Source organism: Sphingomonas sp. GlSt437 (assembly GCF_048015635.2).
Taxonomy (GTDB): domain Bacteria; phylum Pseudomonadota; class Alphaproteobacteria; order Sphingomonadales; family Sphingomonadaceae; genus Sphingomonas.
This window is the reverse complement of the sequence record NZ_JBPGYA010000002.1, coordinates 552,157-571,721: the sequence shown is the minus strand read 5'-3', so window position 1 is coordinate 571,721 and position 19,565 is coordinate 552,157. Positions and strand designations below refer to the sequence as shown.

General features: G+C 66.1%; 17 protein-coding genes and 1 tRNA gene. 8 read left to right on the top strand and 10 right to left on the bottom strand.

Going from position 1 to position 19,565, the window contains the following annotated elements; genetic code table 11:
* Nucleotides 1-38: 38 nt before the first annotated feature.
* The 4 genes from ihfB to aroA form a co-directional block, all read right to left on the bottom strand.
* On the bottom strand, nt 39-317 hold the full coding sequence (gene ihfB, locus ACLB0R_RS12205) for an integration host factor subunit beta (RefSeq protein ID WP_416643423.1): 279 nt from the start codon (nt 315-317) through the stop codon (nt 39-41).
* A 172-nt stretch (nt 318-489) separates the two neighbouring features.
* On the bottom strand, nt 490-2,208 hold the full coding sequence (gene rpsA / locus ACLB0R_RS12200) for a 30S ribosomal protein S1 (RefSeq protein WP_416643424.1): 1,719 nt from the start codon (nt 2,206-2,208) through the stop codon (nt 490-492).
* Nucleotides 2,209-2,459: 251 nt separating this feature from the next.
* On the bottom strand, nt 2,460-3,098 hold the full coding sequence (cmk, locus tag ACLB0R_RS12195; protein WP_416643425.1) for a (d)CMP kinase: 639 nt from the start codon (nt 3,096-3,098) through the stop codon (nt 2,460-2,462).
* A 16-nt stretch (nt 3,099-3,114) separates the two neighbouring features.
* The gene (gene aroA / locus ACLB0R_RS12190) at nt 3,115-4,467 is read right to left on the bottom strand and encodes a 3-phosphoshikimate 1-carboxyvinyltransferase (protein WP_416643426.1); all 1,353 of its coding nucleotides are present in this window, start codon (nt 4,465-4,467) and stop codon (nt 3,115-3,117) included.
* A 114-nt stretch (nt 4,468-4,581) separates the two neighbouring features.
* On the opposite strand from aroA, the gene ACLB0R_RS12185 reads away from it, so the two are divergent.
* The 5 genes from ACLB0R_RS12185 to ACLB0R_RS12165 all read left to right on the top strand — a co-directional run bounded on the left by ACLB0R_RS12185 (nt 4,582) and on the right by ACLB0R_RS12165 (nt 8,341).
* Complete coding sequence (locus ACLB0R_RS12185; RefSeq protein ID WP_416643427.1) at nt 4,582-4,911, top strand: TIGR02300 family protein; 330 nt, start codon at nt 4,582-4,584, stop codon at nt 4,909-4,911.
* A gap of 98 nt (nt 4,912-5,009) precedes the next feature.
* Nucleotides 5,010-5,085 (top strand) — tRNA-Ala (locus ACLB0R_RS12180).
* Nucleotides 5,086-5,139: 54 nt separating this feature from the next.
* The gene (locus ACLB0R_RS12175) at nt 5,140-5,922 is read left to right on the top strand and encodes a hypothetical protein (protein ID WP_416643428.1); all 783 of its coding nucleotides are present in this window, start codon (nt 5,140-5,142) and stop codon (nt 5,920-5,922) included.
* Between the two features lie 60 nt (nt 5,923-5,982).
* On the top strand, nt 5,983-6,756 hold the full coding sequence (locus tag ACLB0R_RS12170) for an SDR family NAD(P)-dependent oxidoreductase (RefSeq protein ID WP_416643429.1): 774 nt from the start codon (nt 5,983-5,985) through the stop codon (nt 6,754-6,756).
* Between the two features lie 19 nt (nt 6,757-6,775).
* Complete coding sequence (locus ACLB0R_RS12165; protein WP_416643430.1) at nt 6,776-8,341, top strand: FAD-dependent oxidoreductase; 1,566 nt, start codon at nt 6,776-6,778, stop codon at nt 8,339-8,341.
* Here ACLB0R_RS12165 and ACLB0R_RS12160 read toward each other — a convergent pair.
* Nucleotides 8,338-8,505, bottom strand: coding sequence for a hypothetical protein (locus tag ACLB0R_RS12160; protein ID WP_416643431.1), 168 nt, complete (start codon nt 8,503-8,505; stop codon nt 8,338-8,340). The genes ACLB0R_RS12165 and ACLB0R_RS12160 overlap by 4 nt on opposite strands.
* A gap of 166 nt (nt 8,506-8,671) precedes the next feature.
* Here ACLB0R_RS12160 and ACLB0R_RS12155 point away from each other — a divergent pair, with 166 nt between their 5' ends.
* The 3 genes from ACLB0R_RS12155 to ACLB0R_RS12145 all read left to right on the top strand — a co-directional run bounded on the left by ACLB0R_RS12155 (nt 8,672) and on the right by ACLB0R_RS12145 (nt 15,113).
* Nucleotides 8,672-8,884: a hypothetical protein gene (locus ACLB0R_RS12155; RefSeq protein WP_416643432.1), complete on the top strand. Its 213-nt coding sequence runs from the start codon at nt 8,672-8,674 to the stop codon at nt 8,882-8,884.
* Nucleotides 8,885-8,979: 95 nt separating this feature from the next.
* Nucleotides 8,980-10,959, top strand: coding sequence for an autotransporter assembly complex protein TamA (locus tag ACLB0R_RS12150; RefSeq protein WP_416643433.1), 1,980 nt, complete (start codon nt 8,980-8,982; stop codon nt 10,957-10,959).
* Between the two features lie 59 nt (nt 10,960-11,018).
* Entirely contained in the window at nt 11,019-15,113 is a 4,095-nt protein-coding gene (locus ACLB0R_RS12145; RefSeq protein ID WP_434953862.1) for a translocation/assembly module TamB domain-containing protein, read from the top strand.
* Here ACLB0R_RS12145 and ACLB0R_RS12140 read toward each other — a convergent pair.
* The 5 genes from ACLB0R_RS12140 to map all read right to left on the bottom strand — a co-directional run bounded on the left by ACLB0R_RS12140 (nt 15,110) and on the right by map (nt 19,536).
* Nucleotides 15,110-15,673 (bottom strand): DUF3429 domain-containing protein, encoded by a 564-nt coding sequence (locus tag ACLB0R_RS12140; protein WP_416643435.1) that lies wholly within the window; start codon nt 15,671-15,673, stop codon nt 15,110-15,112. The two genes, ACLB0R_RS12145 and ACLB0R_RS12140, sit on opposite strands and share 4 nt — an antisense overlap.
* A gap of 30 nt (nt 15,674-15,703) precedes the next feature.
* Nucleotides 15,704-16,477, bottom strand: a complete 774-nt coding sequence (locus tag ACLB0R_RS12135; protein WP_416643436.1) for an SPFH domain-containing protein — start codon at nt 16,475-16,477, stop codon at nt 15,704-15,706.
* Nucleotides 16,478-16,669: 192 nt separating this feature from the next.
* Complete coding sequence (gene glnA / locus ACLB0R_RS12130) at nt 16,670-18,082, bottom strand: type I glutamate--ammonia ligase (RefSeq protein WP_416643437.1); 1,413 nt, start codon at nt 18,080-18,082, stop codon at nt 16,670-16,672.
* Between the two features lie 96 nt (nt 18,083-18,178).
* Nucleotides 18,179-18,517 carry a P-II family nitrogen regulator gene (locus ACLB0R_RS12125; RefSeq protein WP_416643438.1) on the bottom strand — a complete coding sequence of 113 codons (339 nt, stop codon included), beginning with the start codon at nt 18,515-18,517 and terminating at the stop codon, nt 18,179-18,181.
* Between the two features lie 191 nt (nt 18,518-18,708).
* Nucleotides 18,709-19,536 carry a type I methionyl aminopeptidase gene (gene map / locus ACLB0R_RS12120; RefSeq protein ID WP_416643439.1) on the bottom strand — a complete coding sequence of 276 codons (828 nt, stop codon included), beginning with the start codon at nt 19,534-19,536 and terminating at the stop codon, nt 18,709-18,711.
* Nucleotides 19,537-19,565 lie beyond the last annotated feature (29 nt).

Genomic DNA, 19,565 nt, shown 5'->3' with positions numbered 1-19,565 from the left:
GGCGCCCGTCAAGCGTGCCGGTGCCGCAAAACCGCGGCTCAGACGTTCAGGCGCGCCCGCATTTCCTTGCCGGGCTTGAAATAGGGCACGCGCTTGGCGTTTACCGCAACGACGTCGCCCGTGCGCGGATTGCGGCCGGTGCGCGCATCACGCCCCCGCGTCGAAAACGCGCCAAAGCCGCGCAGCTCGACGCGGCCATTGTCGGCCAGGCGCTGTGCTATCTCGTCAAAAAAGGTGCCGACAATGGTCTCGATGTCGCGTGCCGAAAGATCGGGATTTTCGGCAGCCAGTCGCTCGATAAGTTCTGAACGTATCATTGTTTCCTCCCAACGCTCTCGCCCTCGTCTCCGCGGGCGAGAGCGTTCACCCCAAAATGGAGGATAATGCCGACCGGCTGTCGACGGCAACCTTTCTTGAACAGAACTAGGCAAATTGAGTAGCTTGGGGTGGTTTCCCGGCCGAGAAACCACCCCCGCTAAGTAGTATAGCTTATTTCTTGGCGTCGGCCGCGCGCGCTTTCAGCGCTTCGCCGAGGATGTCGCCGAGCGATGCGCCCGAGTCGGACGAGCCATATTGTGCAACCGCTTGCTTCTCTTCGGAGATCTGCATCGCCTTGATCGAGAAGGTCGGCTTCTTCGACCGATCGAAGCCCGTCACCATCGCGTCCATCTTCTGGCCGACCTGGAAGCGCTCGGGGCGCTGCTCGTCGCGGTCGCGGCCAAGGTCGGTGCGCTTGATGAAGCCGGTGGCACCATCGTCGCCGACCTGCACTTCAAGGCCCGCATCACGGACTTCGAGCACGGTGACGGTGACGATCTGGTTCTTGTTGAGGCGATCACCCGAGGTGGCCGCGCCCGGCGTGGCGACACCGCCGCGCTCGAGCTGCTTCATGCCGAGCGAGATGCGCTCCTTCTCGGCATCGATGTCGAGCACAATCGCCTTGACCATCTCGCCCTTGCGATGGAGCGCCAGCGCGTCCTCGCCCGAAATGCCCCAGGCGATGTCCGACATGTGGACCATGCCGTCGACATCATTGTCGAGCCCGATGAACAGGCCGAACTCGGTCGCGTTCTTGACTTCGCCCTCGACGGTCGAGCCGACCGGGTGCGCCTCGGCAAAGGCTTCCCACGGATTCTGCTGCGCCTGCTTCAGGCCCAGCGAAATGCGGCGCTTGTCGGCATCGACTTCGAGCACGACGACATCGACTTCCTGGCTGGTCGAGACGATCTTGCCAGGGTGGACGTTCTTCTTGGTCCAGCTCATTTCGCTGACATGGACGAGGCCCTCGATGCCCGGCTCGAGCTCGACGAAGGCGCCATATTCGGTGATGTTGGTGACGCGGCCCGACAGCTTGGCGCCGACTGGATACTTCGCCATCGCGCCATCCCAGGGATCGCTCTCGAGCTGCTTCATGCCAAGGCTGATGCGCTGCGTGTCCTTGTTGATACGGATGATCTGGACGCGCACCGTGTCGCCGATGTTGAGCACTTCGGACGGGTGGTTGACCCGCTTGTAGCTCAAATCGGTCACGTGAAGCAGCCCGTCGATGCCGCCCAGGTCAACGAACGCACCATAATCGGTGATGTTCTTGACGACGCCGTCGATGATCTGGCCTTCGCTGAGCGACAGGATCAGACCCGACCGCTGCTCGGCGCGGGTTTCCTCGAGGATGGCGCGGCGCGAGACGACGATGTTGCCGCGCTTGCGGTCCATCTTCAGGATCTGGAATGGCTGCGGAATGTCCATCAGCGGCGTCACGTCGCGGACCGGGCGGATATCGACCTGGCTGCCGGGCAGGAAGGCAACGGCGCCATTCAGATCGACGGTGAAGCCACCCTTGACGCGGCCGAAGATGACGCCTTCGACGCGCGCCGACTTGGCGAATTCGGTTTCCAGCGTGTCCCACGCGGCTTCGCGGCGCGCACGGTCGCGCGACAGCATCGCTTCGCCATGGACGTTCTCGACGCGGTCGACAAAGACTTCGACTTCGTCACCGACCGACAGCTCGGCCTTCTGGCCCGGCGCGGCGAATTCGCGAAGCGGCACGCGGCCTTCGCTCTTCAGGCCGACGTCGATGACGGCCATGTCATTCTCGATCGCGGTGACGGTGCCCTTGACGACGCGGCCTTCAAAGCCATCGGCATCGCCAAGCGTATCTTCAAGCATTTTCGCGAAATCGTCGCGAGTGGGATTAGCCGTGGTGGCCATAAAGGTGCGCAGTCCTATTCAATCGATTTTTCCGGCCAGCCGGTTGTCTCCGGCGGTCTTTCGGCCGAACCGCCACACGAGCCGAATGCCGCGTGCAGCATCCGCCGGACCGATCCATGGAGGGCGTTTCACCAAAGCGAAAAAGGCGCCAAGGGCATGCCCCTGCGCCATCCTCCACGAGCACCTGCCCGTCGAACGGTGTGGCACATAGGCGCAAACCCGCCAAAAAGCAAGCCAGACCGGTGTCGCGCCTAGCCCTTCGCCAGCCGGCGACGACGGCGTTCATCGACCAGGCTGATCGATTTGGCCACCGCTGCTTCGATCGACAGGAAGCTGGTGTCGAGCAGCATCGCGTCCGCCGCCATTACCAGGGGGGCGGCGCTGCGGTGGCTGTCACGCTCGTCGCGGGCGCGGATGTCGGCGAGGACGCGGTCGAGCGTGGTCGTCACACCCCGGGCGCGCAGCTCGGCATGGCGGCGCTGGGCGCGGATCGTCGGCGTCGCTTTAACGAACAGCTTGGCGTCGGCTTCGGGCGCGATCACCGTGCCGATGTCGCGCCCGTCGAGCACGGCACCGCCGGGTTGCGCCGCGAAGGCGCGCTGGCGGTCGAGCAGGGCGGCGCGCACGCCGGGATGCGCGGAGACGATCGAGGCGGTCGAACCAATCTCGTCGCTGCGCAGCTCGGACGCCGCCATAAGCGCATCGTCGAAGTGACACGCCGCCAGCGCATTGTCGGGATTGGCCGGATCGAGCCCCATGCGCCGCACGTTGAACGCGACGGCGCGATACAGCAGGCCGGTATCGAGGTGCGGCAAGCCGTAATGCGCTGCCAGTGCCCGCGCGATGGTGCCCTTGCCCGATGCTGCCGGTCCGTCGACGGCGATGATCATGACGCCCCCGGCACCCTCAACCAGTGCGTCCATCGCCAGCGACGGCAAGCGTGTCCAGCATGTCGAAAAACGCCGGGAAGCTGGTCGCGATCGGCGCGGCATCATCGAGCGTGATTGGCTGGCGCGCGGCAAGGCCGGCGACCGCCATGCTCATCGCGATGCGGTGGTCGAGCCGGGTGGCGATCGTTGCGCCACCGGCAATCGCCTCGCCGCCGCTGCCGGTGATGGCGAGCCCGTCCTCGAATTCCTCTACTGGCACGCCGCACGCGCCAAGCGCCGCCGCCATCGTCGCGATGCGGTCCGATTCCTTCACGCGAAGCTCATGCGCGCCGCGCGCGACCGTGCGGCCCTGCGCGAAGGCAGCGGCGACGAACAGCGCGGGATATTCGTCGATCATGCTCGGCGCGAGGTCGGGCGGCACCTCGATGCCGGTGAGGGGCGCGTGGCGGACCTGCAAATCCGCGACCGGCTCGCCCCCGACGATGCGTGGATTTTCCTCGACGATTTTCGCCCCCATCATCCGCAGCACAGCGATCAGCCCGGCGCGCGTCGGGTTGAGCCCCACATTGCCGATGGTGATCGACGATCCCTCAACGATCGTCGCGGCAACGATGAAGAAAGCCGCCGACGACGGATCACCTGGGACAACGATGTTCTGCGGCAAGAGTTCCGCCTCGCCGGTCAGGCTGATGATACAGCCGGTGGGGCTTGGTTCGACGGTAAGGTTCGCGCCGAAACCCGCCAGCATCCGCTCGCTGTGGTCGCGGGTTGCAATAGGTTCGATCACGCGGGTGATGCCGGGGGTGTTGAGCCCGGCGAGCAGCACTGCCGACTTCACCTGCGCCGAGGCAACGGGCAGGGTGTAGTCGATCGGCACCGCCGGGCATAGGCCGCGCACCATCAGCGGCAGGCGGTCACGGGGGCTTGCGGTGATGTCGGCGCCCATCCGCGCCAGGGGCTCGATCACGCGCGCCATCGGTCGCCGCGACAGCGAGGCGTCCCCTGTGAACGTCGCGGTAATCGGGTGGCTCGCGACCAGCCCCATCAGCAACCGTGTCGACGTCCCAGAATTGCCCATGTCGAGCGCGCCCGCCGGCTGGAGCAGCCCGCCGACGCCGACGCCATCGACCGTCCAGCTGCCATCGTCGCTGCGCTCGACATGCGCGCCCATCGCCCGCATCGCCGCCGCTGTCGCCAGCACGTCCTCGCCCTCCAGCAGCCCCTCGATCCGGCTGGTGCCGACCGCGAGTGCCGACAGCATCAGCGCGCGGTGGCTGATCGACTTGTCGCCGGGCACGGTGATTGCGCCGCGCAACGGCCCGCGCGCGCCGATGCTACGCGGCTGGGGGAGGGGGGCAGCGCTGCTCATTCGGCGCGGCTTTGACAGCGCGCTTGCGCTATGGCAAGGCGCCCCCCACTTTGCGTGGCCTTGCCGCCAGGCAATCCTCCACTTCGAGACGTTTGAAAGGGCCTAGCACAGCCTATGGTGAAGCCGGAATGGGGCACGAAACGCACGTGCCCGAAATGCGCCACGCGCTTTTACGATCTGGGCAATGACGAGCCCGTGACCTGCATCAACTGCGGCACCGCTTGGGAGCCGGAGCCGATCCTGAAGTCCAAGCAGCCAATGGCGTTCGATGCGCCCAAGGCGCTGCAGCCCGAAAAGGGCGACACCGATCTTGCCGGCGGCGAGGATGAGGATCTGGACATCGTCGCCGATGATGACGGCGAAGTCTCGCCCGACGACGAAGTCGATCTGGGCGGTGACGACGATCTCGGCGTCGAAGCGCCGAGCGACGACGAGGAACGCTGATCGGTTGATCGTCGCGCGGGCGGCAGGCGGCGCTTGCCAAAGTGCCGCCCGTTCGTTTATGCGCCGCAACGCCGGGCCCCCAGGCCTGGCGCAGGCATGGGGCCGTAGCTCAGCTGGGAGAGCGCTGCAATGGCATTGCAGAGGTCAGGGGTTCGATCCCCCTCGGCTCCACCATCTCTGAAATTCCGTATCGTTAGCTTGGCAACGCCGCGCATTTTGGCGGGTGTGTTGGCACTGTCGGCTGGGCTTGTCCCGGCGGTAGCGCACGCTGCGCCCGAGGAAATCCAGGTCTATATCGACGATCTGGATGAGCCCGGCGAGGTCGGTCTCGATACCCACATCAACTATGTCGCGACCGGCGAGAGCACGCGCGGCGATTATCCCGGCGCGGAGGACAGCCTCAAGCGCCTGCGCATCACCCCCGAATTTTCCTATGGCCTTACGCGCCATCTCGAAGCCGGGCTGTATTTGCCGCTCTCGACAATCGATCGCGACGGGCATTTCAATTTCGGCGGGGTAAAGGCGCGGCTCAAATATATCGCGCACCCGCACGGCAATGCCGATCTTTGGTACGGCGTTAATTTCGAGATCGGCCATGTCGATCGCCGGCTCGACATCAATCCCTGGAATGCCGAGGTGAAAGGCATGCTCGGCGCGCGGACGGGGAAATGGTTGCTCGCGCTCAACACCAATTTTGATTTTGTCGTTTCAGGGCCCCAGCCCGCGCCGGCGACGCTCGAGCTGGCGAGCAAGGTGAGCTATTCGATCTCGAAGCGCGTTGCATTGGGGTTCGAGGGCTATAACGGCGTCGGCGAGCTCAAGAATCTTGGCCATTTCGGCAGCAGCGAGCAGGCGGTGTATGCGACCGCCGATATCGGCCTCGGCAAATGGGACCTGAATCTGGGGGTCGGACGCGGCTTTGGCGCCAATCCCGATCGGCTTGTCATCAAGGCGATCATCGGCGTGCCGATCAACGGTTTGTTCGCGCGGCACCGGGTGGCGGCGCATTAGGATCGAAGCGCGGTAACGCAAAGGCTTGGCGCGGCCCCGTTGCTGGTGGATAACAGCGCCATGGCTTTGTCTCCCCCGCGTCTTGCCATCATCACCGGCGCGTCGGCGGGGATCGGCGAGGCGTTTGCGGAAGAGCTTGCGCGATCTGGTCATGATGTGATGCTGGTCGCGCGCCGCGAAGCGCGATTGCGGGCACTGGCCGAGCGGCTGAGCGGCGATCATGGCATCCGCGCGGATCACGTCGCCGTTGATTTATCGCGGGCCGAGGCGGTGCCGAGCATCATCGCAGCGTTGGGCGGGCGGCCGGTCGACCTGCTCGTCAACAATGCCGGCTACACCATCGCTGATCAATTCGCGGCGACCGATTGGCCGACGCAGCGCGATTGCCTCGCCACTCTGGTCACCGCCGTCGTCGAGCTGACTCACGCCTTGCTCCCGGCGATGCTGGCGCGGGGTAGCGGGCGGATTATCACCGTCTCCTCGATCCTCGCGCTGTCGCAGGGCGGGCGCGGCCACACGCTGTATCCAGCAGCGAAGGCATTCGCGCATAAATTCATGCTGTCGCTCGATGCCGAGGTGCGCGGGCAGGGCGTTGTGTGCACCTCGGTGTTGCCCGGCTCGACCACCAGCGAGTTTCGCGAGGCCAATGGCATTGAGGGCGCGGGCGGCACGATGTTTGTCTCGACGCCGCAGGATGTCGCGCGCGCGGCGCTGGCGGGCAATGCGCGCGGCAAGCTGATCGTCATCCCCGGCTGGCATAATCGCCTGGCAGCGCTGGTGATGAAGATTGCGCCCGATGCGCTGGTGCGGATCGCCGGGCGGTCAATGACGTAGCGGGGGGACAGGGGCAGGCATGGCGCATTACGACGTGATCATCATCGGCTCGGGCGCGGGCGGGGCGACGCTGGCTTATGCGCTGGCCGACACCGGCAAATCGATCCTGATCCTGGAGCGCGGCGCGATCCTGCCGGTCGAGGCGGATAACTGGTCGTCGAAAGCCGTGTTCATCGACCGCAAATACCGCACGCGCGAGCAGTGGATCGACAAGGACGGCAAGCCCTTCATCCCCAACACCCATTATTGGGCCGGCGGCAATACCAGCTTCTACGGCGCCGCGCTGATGCGGATGAAGAAGCGCGACTTCGAGGAGGTGACGCATGCGGGCGGCGTCTCGCCCGCCTGGCCGGTCAGCTACGCCGACATGGCGCCCTGGTATCAGCAAGCCGAGCAGCTGTGGGAAGTGCATGGCACGCGCGGCGTCGATCCCAATGACCAGCCCGACGATCCGCCTTTCCCTTACCCCGCGATCGCACACGACCCCGGCGTCGTCGAGCTGGCGGCGCATTTTTCGGCGATCGGCTGGCACCCGTCGCCGCTGCCGCTCGGCATCCGCCGTAACGACGCGGCACCCGCGACCGAGCCGTGCATCCGCTGCCGCACCTGTGGCGGCTATCCCTGTCGCGTGCTCGGCAAGGTCGATGCGCGCTCGGCGGTGCTCAACAAGGCCGTCGCTTATCCCAATGTGACGCTGGCGACGGGGCGCAAAGTGCTGCGCATCGAGACCGACGCGACCGGCAAGACCGCCACCGCCGTCATCACCACAGGGTTGACGGGCGAGGACCGGATCACTGGCGACCTGATCGTTACTGCTGCCGGCGCGGCCAATTCAGCGGCGATCTGGCTGCAATCGGCGAGCCCGCAGCACCCAGCAGGCCTCGCCAATGGCTCGGATCAGGTCGGGCGCAATTATATGTTCCACGCGACATCGGCCGTGATCGCGCTCGCCGCCGATCATTTCCAGTCGGACTTCCCCAAGACGCTGTGCGTCAACGATTTTTATTTCGGCGAGCCCGACGGCAGCTACCCCTATCCGATGGGGCAGATTCAGATGCTCGAATATATGTCGGGTGCGACGATCGAGGGGCAGGTGTCGGATTGGCTGCCGCCGAGCATTGTGCCCGACTTCATCGCCAATGCGGTGGCGGGGCGGATGGTGAGTTTCCTCGCCATGTCCGAAGATCTGCCGAGCGCGGACAATCGCGTGACTGTCGGCGCCGATGGCCAGATTCACCTGAGCTATACGTTCGGCGACTTGTCGGCGCACAACCGGCTGGTGCAGAAATTGCGCGCCGGGATCAACGGCTTCGTGACCGCGCATCATGTACTGATGGGGCACCATTTCTCGGTCGATTCGCTGCTGCCGCTCTACGGCACCGCGCACCAATGCGGCACGCTGCGCTTCGGTAGCGATCCGGCGACCTCCGTGCTCGACCCGTGGTGCAAGGCGCATGAGGTCGACAATCTCTACGCGGTCGACAGCAGCTTTTTCGTCTCGTCCTCAGCGGTCAACCCGACGCTGACGATCGTCGCCAATGCGCTGCGCGTCGCCGATCATTTGAAGGACCGCCTGCGCGGTTAGCCGCGGTCGGTCAGCCAGATGATGAGGGCGAGCGCCGCACCGATGCCGACGCCGGCGAGCAGGCCGATCGAGGGCTGGCCGGCGTAAAGGCCTATCACCGGCCCGATCATCGCGCCGAGCGCAATCAACACGCCGCCGGCGCGGCCACCTGATTTGCTTGCCATGGCGGCGCGTGTGCCACGCCCGGACCGGTCGCGCCAGCCCCGCAAACACGGCAACCGCCGCGTTTACCAACGCGCGTAAGGAAACGCCGTGCTTTTGGGCGTATCAGCCGCCGCGACGCGAGGCCGGCGCTTGCCGCTGGCGGGAACAATGCGGGGAGATGAACGCATGACGGTGATGCCCTATGTCGCCGACCACCGGGTGCTGGCCGACGCAGTCGACCTGATCGCGCTCTATGGCGACGATGCTGGGTTTGAAGCGGCGGCCCGCGCCGACCGCAGCCGCGATGTCGGCAATCACATCCATTTCTGCCGCTGGCGGCAGATCGAGCGGCTGATCCTGGTGATGAGCCTCGATCGGCCGGTCGGCACGGTGCATTGACTCAGCGGCCAGGCTGCCCGCTGGGCGCGGCGAAATGTAAGCGAATGTCACACAAGTACTTGTCGCTGGGGTCCGCCCGCCGCTAAGCCCTCGCCATGTTGGTTATTGCGTCCCACGGTGCGCTGGCCTGTGCGGTCGCAGGGTGGCTGTGGGCAGCAGCACCGCCGCCTGCAGCGCCTCTCGCGCCGGCGGCCCCCACCAGCCAGGCGCCGGCGAAGCCCGATCCCGACGCGCCGATGCTCGATCCCGATGCGCCGCTCGCGCCCATGCCCGATCTCGGTGTCGCCTGGCCCGATCTGTCCAAGACCGACGCGACCGCGGCGGTCGATACTGGCAAGACCGCGATCGCCGAGCTGTCGCATTACACCTACCGGATCGACGGCGTCGAGGCGATCGATGAAGGGCTGTTCCGCCAGCGTTTCGAGCAGCTCTCCAGCCTGCGCGCGAACCAGAAGGGCACCGCCAATGCCGCGCAGATCCAGCGCCGCGCGCGCGAGGATGCGCTGCTGCTGACCACGCTGCTCGAAGGCCAGGGTTATTACGACGCGCGCGTGACGACGACGGTCGAAGTGAAGGACGGGCGACCGGAAGTGGTGCTCACGGCCGAGCCGGGGCGCCTCTATCGGTTCGCGGCGGTGCGATTGAATGGCGTGACAGCGGCAGGCGACAAGGCAGGCGCGCTCGAACGCAGCTTCGGCGTCGGCGATGGCTCCGCCGTCGATGCCGACAAGATCGCGGCGGGCGAGGAAGCGTTGCGCGCCGAGCTCGGCCATCAGGGCTTCGCGTTCGGCAATATCGGTCAGAGCGCGATCGTCGTCGACCACGCGACGCAGACAGCCACCCTCGATCTGAGTGTGAAGCCGGGCACCGCGCGCAATTTCGGCCAGATCACCACGCCGCCGAACCGCATCTTCGACGCGCACCATATCCAGCAGATCGCGCGCTTCCACCCCGGCGACGCCTATGACACGACGAAGGTGGAGGATTTGCGTCGCGCGATTATCCAGACGGGCCTCGTCTCGACGCTCGAGATCAAGCCGGTGCCGGGTGCCGCGCCGGATGCGGTCGACCTCGCGATCAAGATGGAGCCGGCGCCGCCGCACACCATTGCCGGGCAGCTCGGCTATGGCACTGGCGAAGGTGTGCGCGCCGAGGTCGACTGGACGCATCGCAACTTCTTCCCGCCCGAAGGCGCGCTGACCTTTCAAGGCGTGCTCGGCACGCAGGAGCAATCGGGCGGGGTGATTTTCCGCCGCAACAATTTCGAAGGCCGTGACCGCGTGCTGACCGGGCAGCTGATCGCCTCGAACGTCCGCCGCACTTCCTATCAGGCAACGAGCGCTACGCTGTCGGGCAGCTTGGAGCGCCAGACCAACATCTTCTTCCAGAAGGACTGGACCTGGTCGGTCGGCGCCGAACTGACCGGATCGGACGAGCGGGACGTGATCCTATCGACCGGTGCGCCGCGACGGCGCACCTTCTTCATCGCCGCGCTGCCGACGTCGCTGGTTTACGACGGGTCGGACGATCTGCTCAACCCGACCAAGGGCTTCCGCTTGGGCTTGCGCCTGTCGCCCGAATTATCGCTGGAGGGCAAGGTGTTCGGCTATGCCCGCGTCCAGCTTGACGGCAGCGTCTACAAGTCGATCACCGACAAGTTCGTGCTTGCCGGCCGCGTGCGGCTCGGGACGATCGCCGGTGCGCCGCGTGATGCGGTGGCGCCGTCGCGCCGTTATTATGCCGGCGGTGGCGCCTCGGTGCGCGGCTATGGCTATCAGGATATCGGCCCGCGCGACCCCAATAACGATCCGATCGGCGGCCGCAGCCTGACCGAATTCTCGATCGAGGGCCGCATCCGCGCGTTCGGCAATTTCGGGCTGGTGCCGTTCTTCGATGCCGGGAACATCTACACCAGCGCGCTGCCCAAATTTACCGGCCTGCAATATGGCGCGGGGCTGGGCGTGCGGTACTACACCAATTTCGGCCCGATCCGCATCGATGTCGGCACGCCGCTCAATCCGCAAAAGGGCGACCCGCGCGTCGCCGTGTACGTGTCGCTGGGGCAGGCATTTTGAGCGAGGCGGACGTGACACAGGCGCCCGAGGTGGTGAGGAGGCGACCCCGCTGGTGGCGCATGGTCGGCTGGGGCGTGGTCGGGCTGCTGGCGTTGATCGGCGCGGGAGTCGTGGCGATTGACAGCGATATCGGCCATCGCTTCCTCGTCGATCGCATCGCCGCGCTGCGGCCCGCCAATGGCCTGCGTTACTCGATCGGGCGGATCAAAGGCTCGATCTTCGGCCGCGCGACCTTGGTCGATGTGCGGATCAGCGACCCCAAGGGGGTGGTACTGGCGGCGCCGGTTGCCGAGCTGGACTGGGCGCCCTGGGCGTGGCTGGGCAACCGGCTCGATATCCAGTCGCTCATCGTGCCGGTCGCGCGGCTGGAGAAGCTGCCGCAACTTCGCCCGACGGGGCGCACCGGGCCGATCCTGCCCGGCTTCGACATTCATGTCGGGCTGCTGCGCGTCGACCGGTTGATCGTAGCGCCAGCGATAACGGGCGTCGCGCGGACTGGGATGCTGCAGGGTCGCGCCGACGTTCGCCATGGCCGCGCGCTTGTCGATCTGGCGGCACGGGTCGAGGGCAGCGACCGGCTGCGCTTGCTACTCGATGCCGAGCCTGACCGCGACCGCCTCGACATCGATCTCCACGCGCAGAGCGCCGCCACCGGCGTGCTGGCGCGGATGGCCGGGCTCGCCAAACCGTTGGCGATCGACGTGGACGGCAAAGGGCGCTGGCAAGATTGGCGCGGGCGGGCGCTAATGCAGGTCGCCGGTGCGACGGCGGTCGACCTGGCGCTCGCCAATCAGGCCGGCCGCTACTCGCTCAGCGGCGCGCTGACCCCGGCGGCGGTCACCACGAGCAAGCTCGCCCGGCTGGGATCGCCGCGTGTGCAGGTGAACGGGGCCGCGACCTTTGCCAATCGCCAGATCGACGGATCGCTATCACTACGCTCCCCTGCGCTCGCGGTCGAGGTGTCGGGCGGGGTCGATCTTGCCCAGGCGCTCTACCGCAACGTACGGCTGACGGCACGGCTGCTCGATCCCAAGGCGCTGGTGCCCGACATGACTGGCCGCGCGATCGAATTGCGCCTGTTGCTCGACGGCGCGTTCGATACCGCGCTGTTCGATTATCGGCTGGCGGCGGACCATGTCGCGTTCGGGCCGACCGGTTTCGATCAGGCGCGCGCAGACGGACGCGGCCATTTGTCGCGCCTGCCCGTCATCGTGCCGATCGCGCTCCAAGTCGCGCGCGTTACCGGCGTCGGCGATGTCGCCGGCGGCATTCTGCGCAATCTGTCGGTCACTGGCGCGTTCCGCGCGGACGCAAGCCAGATTGCCGCCAAGGCGCTCAAATTCCGGTCGGACAAATTGAACGGCACGGTCGATATCACGCTCGATCTGAAATCCGGGCAGTATCAGGTCGGCCTGACCGGCACGCTGGCGCGCTACCTTGTCCCCGGGCTGGGCATCGTCGACGTCGCCTCGACGCTCCATCTCGAGCCGCGGCCGGGCGGCGTCAAGCTGGTCGGCAAGGGCACCGCGCAAGTCGTCCGCCTCGACAATGCGCTGTTCCGCACCCTTGCCGGCGGTTTGCCCAAGCTCGTCACCGGGCTGGAGCGCGACAATGACGGCACGCTCCACTTCGTCAATCTGGTGCTGACCGCGCGCGATATCCGCCTCACCGGCAATGGCTATCGCCAGCGCGATGGCCGCTTCGTCTTTGCCGGGCGGGGGACGCAGGCGCGCTACGGGCCCTTCACCCTTGCGCTCGACGGCCCGATCGAGCGGCCGCATCTCAAGCTCAGCTTCGATCACCCGAACGAAGCGCTCGGCCTGCGCGACGTGAAGGCCGAACTGGTGCCGACGGCGGCGGGCTATACCCTCACTGCGAGCGGCGGCTCGCTGCTCGGGGCATTTACCGGCAACGGCCAATTGCTACTCCCCAAAGGCGGCACTGGCTCGCTGATTATTTCCTCGCTTGATGCCGGCGGCGTGCATGCGAGCGGCACGCTGCGGTTGCTCGACAACGGGCTGGACGGCACCGTCACGCTGGTGCGCGGCGGCATCAACGGCACGCTGGCCTTGTCCCCGACGGGCGATATCCAGCGGATCGAGGCGCATCTCGTCGCCGATCGCGCGCAATTCGATAACGGCGTCCGGCTGCGCAGCGGCAAACTCGATGCGGTCGCGCTGCTCGATCCGGGGGGCGCGAGCGTGACGGGCGATTTCCGCATCGGTGGCTTGCGGCGCGGCTCGCTGGCGTTGTCGCGCGCGACCGGGTCGGTGCGCCTGAAGGACGGGCGGGGCCAGATTGTCGCCAAATTGAGCGGCCAGCGCGGCCGCGCGTTCGACATCAACAGCGTGATCGATGTCGCGCCCGATCGCTACGCGCTTGTCGCCAACGGCACGATCGACCAGCGCACCATCCGCTTGCCCGAAGCGGCGGTCTTCACGCGTGACGGCAACGAATGGCGGCTGACGCCGGCGCGCATCCTGTTCGCCGATGGCGAGGCGGACATATCGGGGACGTTCGGCGGCAATGGCGGCTCGGTCGATGCCGTCGTTACGCGTCTGCCGCTGTCGCTGCTCGACATTGCTTACCCCAATCTGGGGCTGGCCGGTGTCGCCTCGGGCAAGGTCAGCTATGCCGACCGGCAAGGCGCGGCGCCGGTGGGCAAGGTCAACCTCACCGTGCGCGGCCTCAGCCGGTCGGGCCTCGTCCAGGTTTCGAAGCCGATCGATGTCGGGCTGGCCGGCGTGCTCGCGCCCGACGCGGCGGTGCTGCGTGCGGTGATGGCGAGCGATGGCAAGACGATCGGCCGCGCCCAGGCCCGGCTCGCGCCGCTGGGCTCGGGTGATATTGCCACGCGATTGGGTCATGCCGGGCTGTTCGCGCAGATCCGCTACAACGGACCCGCCGATACGCTGTGGCGGTTGACTGGGCTCGAGACGATCGACTTGTCCGGCCCGGTCGCGATCGGGGCGGATATCAGCGGCAGCGTCAACGATCCGCGCATTCGCGGTGCGCTCCGGGCCAATGGCGCACGGATCGAAAGCCCCGTCACCGGCACGGTGCTCACCAATGTGCAGGCGGCGGGCGCTTTCTCAGGATCGAAGCTCGCGATCTCCAGCTTCGCCGCCGATGCCGGCAAAGGCGGGCGCGTCACCGGCACCGGCACCTTCGATTTCGCGGCGGTCAATGGCTTCGGCATCGATTTGAGCCTCCAAGGGGCGAACGCGCTGGCGATCAACCGCGACGATATCGCCGCCACGGTCACCGGGCCGTTGACGATCAAGTCGGATGGCTCGGGCGGCACGATCGCCGGCACCGTGACGCTCGACAAGGGGCGCTATCGGCTGGGTCAGGCCGCCGCCGCAACCGCCATTCCCCGCCTCAACATCCGCGAGATCAATTTGCCCAATGATGACGTGGACGATGACGTGCCGGTCAAGCCGTGGCGCCTCGACATCGCCGCGCACGCCGATCGCGGGCTGACGGTGACGGGCCTCGGCTTGTCGAGCGAATGGTCGGCGACTCTACGAATCCAGGGCGAGCCGACCGATCCGATCATCACCGGTCGTGCCGATCTGGTGCGTGGCAATTACGAATTCGCTGGCCGCGAATTCGCGCTGGAGCGCGGCGCGATCCGCTTCGGCGGCGAGCAGCCGGTCGACCCGACGCTCGACATCCAGGCCAATGGCGATGCGACCAACCTCAGCGCCTCGATCCGCGTGACGGGCCAGGCGACCAAGCCGCTCATCAGCTTCACCAGCGTGCCTGCGCTGCCCGAGGATGAGCTGCTCTCGCGGCTGCTGTTCGGCACCTCGATCACCAATTTGTCGGCACCCGAAGCGCTGCAACTCGCTGCCGCGGTGTCGGCGCTGCAGAATGGCGGCAATGGCCTGAACCCGATCAACGCGGTGCGCCGCGCCGTCGGGCTGGACCGGCTGCGCATCCTGCCGGCGGACCCCACAATCAAGCGCGCCACCGCCTTCGCAGCGGGCAAATATGTGACGCGCCGGCTCTATGCCGAGATCATCACCGACGGGCAGGGTTATTCGGCGACGCAAGTCGAGTTTCAGGTGACGCGCTGGCTGTCGCTGCTCTCGACGGTGTCGACGCTCGGCCGCACCAGCGCCAACGTCAAGGTATCGAAGGACTATTAGGCGAGGCCCAGCGCAATCGAGATCAGGCCAAGACCCAGCGACAGCGGCAAGCGCAGGCTGAGCCACCAGCGCGGTGCCAACGCTTGCCGAACCAGCGCGACGTCCACGCCAAGCGCCGCAATCAGCGCCGCGCCAAGCCAGATGAAGGACGGCCCCGGCCAGGGATCACCGAATGCCCAGGGCCAGAAGCCGGTGAGCGCGACAAGGCTGGGGCTGACGGCAGCAACCCACAGCCAGCCGGGCGCGCGCTCCGCCCGCGCGGCGAGGCCCCACCACAGCCCGCCCAGAAAGCTCAGGATCAGCGCGACATAGGCAAAGCCGAGCGACAGCGCGGAAAAGCGCCACTCGGGGTCGCGCGTCAGGACCAGCGCGGCGAGTGCCGGCAGCAACCCGGCAAGGCCAAGCGCCAGCGCGAGGCGCGGCGCGCGCGCGGTTGGAGCAATCGGATCAACCATCGTCGCGTCGATAAGGGGCAGCAACGCGCCACTCAATGCCTGCGAAGGGCTGGGCTGGCAGCGGTCGGCAACCACTGACAGAGCGCCGACCAGCAGACGCGCCATTGCCCCAATTCGCCTAGTGCTGCCCAGCCATCATTTCCCAACGGACGTTACGCCAAGCCGCTTCGCCGCCTCCAGCAATTCGGTCGGGAACATCGCGACGATCGTCGAATTATGCTCGACGCCGATTTCGGCCAGGGTTTGCAGGCGGCGCAGCTCCAGCGCGCCGGGGACGTTGGCGATCGCGGCGGCTGCTTCCGCCAGCGTCCGTGCCGCTTCCTGCTCACCTTCCGCCTTGATGATGCGGGCGCGCTTCTCGCGAATGGCTTCGGCTTCCTTGGCGATCGCGCGCTGCATCTGCGCGGGAATGTCGAGGTCCTTGATCTCGACGCCGTCCACCGCGATGCCCCAGCCCTCGCAGCGTGCCTGCAGCAGCTCGAGCAGGCGCATGTTGATCGCGGTGCGATCATTGAGGATCTGGTCGAGCACCGATTGGCCGATCGCGTCACGGATGGCGGTCTCGGCGGACTGGACGATGGCGGCTTGCCAGTCGAGCACGGTCGTCACCACGCGCGCCGCATCATGCGCGCGAAACCAGATGACCGCGTTGACGCGGACCGCGACGCCGTCGCGCGTCACGGTTTCCTGCGAGGCGAGCTCCTGCGTGATGGTGCGGATGTCGATGCGCCGCGCCCGGTCGATCAGCGGCACCAACCAGAACAGGCCGGGCCCTTTGACGCCGCTCAGGCGGCCGAGGCGAAAGACCACGCCGCGCTCATATTCCTGGTTGATACCGAACGAGCCGAGTGCCAGCACCACCGCCGCCCCGATAGCGACGACGACGATCAGGTAGAAAAAGCCAACCATATTACCCTCGAGAAACGCGCCGCTGCCGGCGCTGCCTGCGACGATTGCCGCAGCGCAACGATATACGCCGTTCGAGGTACGGACGCAGATGCAATCGACGCAATTGTGGTTGGCCGCCGGGCATGGTTCGGTTGAGACGAAAAAGGCGCCCGGTTCATGACCGGACGCCCTTTTCGCTGACTGAACAGCGTCTTACGAGCTGTAATACATGTCATACTCGACCGGGCTCGGCGTCATTTCGAACCGGGCGACGTCCTCGCGCTTCAGTTCGATATAGGCGTCGATCTGGTCCTTGCTGAACACATCGCCTTTCAGGAGGAACTCATAGTCTGCCTCCAGGCTGTCGAGCGCCTCGCGCAAGCTGCCGCACACGGTCGGCACTTGCTCCAGCTCGGCGGGCGGCAGGTCATAGAGGTTCTTGTCCATCGGATCGCCCGGATGGATGCGGTTCTGGATGCCGTCCAGGCCCGCCATCAGCAGCGCTGCATAAGCGAGATAGGGGTTGGCGAGCGCATCGGGGAAGCGGAACTCGACGCGCTTGGCCTTGCTGCCCGCGCCATAAGGAATGCGGCACGACGCCGAGCGGTTGCGGCTCGAGTACGCCAGCAGCACCGGCGCTTCATAGCCCGGCACCAGCCGCTTATAGCTGTTGGTGGTCGGGTTGGTGAACGCGTTCAGCGCCTTGGCGTGCTTGATGACGCCGCCGATATAATAGAGGCACAGGTCGCTCAGCCCCGCATAGCCATTGCCGGCGAACAGCGGATTGCCGTTCTGCCAGATCGACATATGGGTGTGCATGCCCGAGCCGTTATCTTCCTTGATCGGCTTGGGCATGAAGGTCGCGGTCTTGCCATAGGCTTGGGCGACCTGATGCACGACGTACTTGTAGATCTGCATGCGGTCGGCGGTCTGCACCAGCGTGCCGAAGGTCAGGCCGAGCTCATGCTGCGCGGCGGCGACTTCGTGATGGTGCTTGTCGCAGGGCAGCCCCATTTCCATCATCGTCGAGACCATCTCGCCGCGAATGTCCGTGGCGCTGTCGACCGGGGCGACCGGGAAATAGCCGCCCTTGGCGCGCGGGCGGTGGGCGAGGTTGCCGCCCTCATAGGGTTTGCCGGTGTTGGTCGGCAGCTCGATATCGTCGATCTTGTAGAAGGACGTCGCGTAGCTCGTCTCGAACTGCACATCGTCGAACATGAAGAACTCGGCTTCTGGCCCGACATAGACGGTGTCGCCCACGCCGGTTGCCTTCAGATACGCCTCGGCGCGCTTGGCGGTGGCGCGCGGGTCGCGGGCGTAAAGCTCGCCGGTCAAAGGCTCGACGATGTCGCAGAAGATGATCAGCATCGGCGTCGCCGAGAAGGGGTCGACATAGACCGAGTCCAAATCGGGCTTCAGGATCATGTCGCTTTCGTTGATCGCCTTCCAGCCGGCGATCGACGAGCCGTCGAACATCAGGCCATCGGTCAGCTCATCCTCGCCAATCACCTTGGAGACCATGGTGAGGTGCTGCCACTTCCCCTTGGGATCGGTGAAGCGCAGATCGACCCATTCGATTTCCTCGTCCTTGATCTGCTTCAAGACGTCAGCGGCGGTATTGGCCATGGAACTCGTGCCCTTTCTATTTGTGTCCCCGCTCCGGCTTCCCGGAGAATCATGTTGCTCTCAGCACCGCATTGTTCACCACAATGCTGCGCTGCGTCAAATTGCGTTTTCGTCGCGCTCGCCAGTGCGGATGCGCAGCGCAGTCTCGACCGGGATGACGAAAATCTTGCCATCGCCGATGCGGCCGGTCTGCGCGGCGGCGGCAATGGCCTCGACAACGCGCGTCGCCATCGCGTCTTCCACCACGACTTCCAGCTTCACCTTGGGCAGGAAATCGACGACATATTCCGCACCGCGGTATAGCTCGGTATGGCCCTTCTGCCGGCCAAAGCCCTTGGCTTCGGTGACGGTAATGCCGCTGACGCCGACTTCGTGCAGCGCTTCCTTCACTTCATCGAGCTTGAACGGCTTGATGATGGCTTCGATCTTTTTCACCTGTGCTGGTCCTCACCCTGGCATGCCGGTGTTCCGGCCGGGCCGCTGCTTGTCGCGAGACCTTACAACAAGCATGCCAGACAGGCGAGGGGCGGAAGACGGCGAAACCGCGCGCTCCTCGGCGGGCAGGTTATGCCCAGCGCCTGCGCATGATCGACATTGTTGCCTAATTTTGCAGCAGTAGCGCGCGCTTAGTAAGGCGGGCGATCAAGGCCCTTGGGGCTCTTGGTGAAAATCTCACAGCCTGTCTCGGTAATCCCCACCGAATGCTCGAACTGCGCGGAGAGCGACCGGTCGCGAGTCACTGCCGTCCAGCCATCATCGAGCACTTTCACGTCCGCGCGGCCGATATTGATCATCGGCTCGATGGTGAAGAACATGCCGGGGCGCAGTTCGGGGCCCGTGCCGGGGCGACCGACATGGACGACTTCGGGCGCGTCATGGAACAGGCGGCCGACGCCATGGCCGCAGAAATCGCGTACCACGCCATAGCGATGGCGCTCGGCAAAGCTCTGGATGGCGTGGGCGACATCGCCCATCGTGTTGCCGGGCCGGGCCTGCTCGATGCCCAGCATCATCGCCTCATAGGTAACCTCGACGAGCCGCTTCGCCTTGATCGGCACGTCGCCGACCAGGAACATGCGGCTCGAATCGCCGTGCCAGCCGTTGAGCAGCGGCGTCACGTCGATATTGACGATGTCGCCGTCCTTCAGCGCCTTGTCGCCGGGGATGCCATGGCAGACGACATGGTTGATCGAGATGCAGCAGCTATGCTCATAGCCGCGATAGCCGATCGTCGCGGGCACCGCGCCGCGCGCCAGGATGAAGTCGCGGACCAGATCGTCGAGCGCCGCCGTCGTCACGCCCGGCACGACATGCGGCACCAGCATGTCGAGCGTTTCTGCCGCGAGCTGCCCCGCCGCGCGCATGCCGGCAAAGCCGTCTGCCCCATGGAGCTTGATCGCGCCGGTCCGCGCTATCGGCGTGTCGGCATTGGTCACTTCGACGTAGCTGGTCATTGCGCCAACATAGCGACCATTGCCGGGCT

Coding starts and splice junctions, on each gene's coding strand:
- ihfB (WP_416643423.1), bottom strand. CDS start 317: ATGATACGTTCAGAACTTATCGAGCGACTGGCTGCCGAAAATCCCGAT.
- rpsA (WP_416643424.1), bottom strand. CDS start 2,208: ATGGCCACCACGGCTAATCCCACTCGCGACGATTTCGCGAAAATGCTT.
- cmk (WP_416643425.1), bottom strand. CDS start 3,098: ATGATCATCGCCGTCGACGGACCGGCAGCATCGGGCAAGGGCACCATC.
- aroA (WP_416643426.1), bottom strand. CDS start 4,467: ATGAGCAGCGCTGCCCCCCTCCCCCAGCCGCGTAGCATCGGCGCGCGC.
- ACLB0R_RS12185 (WP_416643427.1), top strand. CDS start 4,582: ATGGTGAAGCCGGAATGGGGCACGAAACGCACGTGCCCGAAATGCGCC.
- ACLB0R_RS12170 (WP_416643429.1), top strand. CDS start 5,983: ATGGCTTTGTCTCCCCCGCGTCTTGCCATCATCACCGGCGCGTCGGCG.
- ACLB0R_RS12165 (WP_416643430.1), top strand. CDS start 6,776: ATGGCGCATTACGACGTGATCATCATCGGCTCGGGCGCGGGCGGGGCG.
- ACLB0R_RS12160 (WP_416643431.1), bottom strand. CDS start 8,505: ATGGCAAGCAAATCAGGTGGCCGCGCCGGCGGCGTGTTGATTGCGCTC.
- ACLB0R_RS12155 (WP_416643432.1), top strand. CDS start 8,672: ATGACGGTGATGCCCTATGTCGCCGACCACCGGGTGCTGGCCGACGCA.
- ACLB0R_RS12150 (WP_416643433.1), top strand. CDS start 8,980: ATGTTGGTTATTGCGTCCCACGGTGCGCTGGCCTGTGCGGTCGCAGGG.
- ACLB0R_RS12145 (WP_434953862.1), top strand. CDS start 11,019: ATGGTCGGCTGGGGCGTGGTCGGGCTGCTGGCGTTGATCGGCGCGGGA.
- ACLB0R_RS12140 (WP_416643435.1), bottom strand. CDS start 15,673: ATGGCGCGTCTGCTGGTCGGCGCTCTGTCAGTGGTTGCCGACCGCTGC.
- ACLB0R_RS12135 (WP_416643436.1), bottom strand. CDS start 16,477: ATGGTTGGCTTTTTCTACCTGATCGTCGTCGTCGCTATCGGGGCGGCG.
- glnA (WP_416643437.1), bottom strand. CDS start 18,082: ATGGCCAATACCGCCGCTGACGTCTTGAAGCAGATCAAGGACGAGGAA.
- map (WP_416643439.1), bottom strand. CDS start 19,536: ATGACCAGCTACGTCGAAGTGACCAATGCCGACACGCCGATAGCGCGG.